This window comes from Microcystis sp. LEGE 08355 (assembly GCF_015207185.1).
Taxonomy (GTDB): Bacteria; Cyanobacteriota; Cyanobacteriia; order Cyanobacteriales; family Microcystaceae; genus Microcystis; species Microcystis panniformis.
The window spans coordinates 1-1,277 of the sequence record NZ_JADEXI010000893.1 but is presented as its reverse complement, the minus strand read 5'-3'; the positions used below and the strand labels follow the sequence as shown (position 1 = coordinate 1,277).

Annotated in this window: 2 protein-coding genes and 1 pseudogene; all 3 read left to right on the top strand. The window is 42.7% G+C overall.

The features are described from left to right. The first annotated feature begins 16 nt into the window (after window positions 1-16). Complete coding sequence (locus tag IQ242_RS25040; protein WP_193961815.1) at window positions 17-628, top strand: calcium-binding protein; 612 nt, start codon at window positions 17-19, stop codon at window positions 626-628. A 156-nt stretch (window positions 629-784) separates the two neighbouring features. Beyond that, window positions 785-1,075 (top strand): hypothetical protein, encoded by a 291-nt coding sequence (locus IQ242_RS26560; RefSeq protein WP_228021216.1) that lies wholly within the window; start codon window positions 785-787, stop codon window positions 1,073-1,075. Then, window positions 1,030-1,277 (top strand): annotated as a pseudogene (locus tag IQ242_RS26555) (hypothetical protein); the annotation flags it as partial. The gene IQ242_RS26560 and the pseudogene IQ242_RS26555, both read left to right, overlap by 46 nt.

The window sequence follows — 1,277 nt, the reverse complement described above, 5'->3', positions numbered from 1 at the left end:
CAGGAGTTGACAGCTAATGCCAGTTTACAACGGTACAATTTACAATGACTTCTTGTTCGGCAGTTTCGGTAATGACACCCTTTACGGGAATGAAGGGAATGATAGCATTTACGGCCAAGGGGGCAACGACTACATCGACGGTGGAATAGGCAACGACTACATTGATGGTGGAGATGGTGCAGATAACATCTTCGGCGGCGCTGGAAATGACAATGTCTTCGGCGGAAACGGTAGTGACTTGCTCATTGGCGAAGCAGGTGCTGACACTTTATCAGGCGGAAACAACACTGATTATCTCTTTGGCGGAGCCGACAACGATGTTCTATTAGGAGGCGCTGGGAATGACTTTGTCTATGGCGGCTATGGCAATGATATCCTCACTGGCGGCACTGGTGCCGATGCCTTTTTTTTCGGTTCTCTTCTAGAAGGAGTTGACGTAATCAAGGATTTTCAGTGGATAGAGGGCGATGTCATCCAAATCAGTAAGTCCGGATTTAATGCTAGTAGCCTTAGCCAATTTAACTACAATAGCTTAACAGGTGGGTTAAGTTTTCTTGGGCAACAATTCGCAACCATTGAAAATCGCCCCGCCGGGTTTGCTGTCTCTTTCGATGTTCAGCTTATTTAACTAATTGGGAGTGGGCGGGCGAATCTTTTGGTTCGCCTGTTCCAGACGACTGGGCAATTTTTGCTCACTGGTCAAACTAAAAGCATCAACCTTATTCTCAAGGAACAAAAGATAACGAACAACAAAAAAAGAATTAATTTTTGAGGAGCAACAAAAATGTTCAATCCCTGCAACCCCAAATATCCCTTATTTACTTTTGCTCTTGCTTTATTCGTTGGCGGTATTACTAATCCAAGCAATGCAGCAGAGTTTAAATTTCCTGATCAGGTTGATATTTACGTTAAATCCTTAGGAGGTGGTGCTGGTGCTAATTCTGAGTTTGGTCTTGGGACTACTTCAGAAAACTTTGTTCCAGTTCTTTCAGGATTGCCGAATAATCCATCAACAAACAGTGAGGTTTTTTGGGGTCTTTTAATCCAGATCAACCAATTCCACTGGCAGTTTTAACTAACTGGAATGGTCAAAGTTTTTTCGCTACAATTGGAGGCACAGATAGGGCTTCACAAATAGTTTTTTCGGATCTAGATAATAGCCTTGGTTTCGGAGGAAATACATTTGAGTTACTAGATACTAATATCTTCTTAGCTCATCTTGATGACGCTGCATCTTTCACTGTAGATGATGATGACGATGATGTTCTTGTTCAGAT

What these genes read in the sequence shown, in the direction of transcription:
- IQ242_RS25040 (WP_193961815.1), top strand. Translation starts at nt 17, where the DNA reads ATGCCAGTTTACAACGGTACAATTTACAATGACTTCTTGTTCGGCAGT.
- IQ242_RS26560 (WP_228021216.1), top strand. Translation starts at nt 785, where the DNA reads ATGTTCAATCCCTGCAACCCCAAATATCCCTTATTTACTTTTGCTCTT.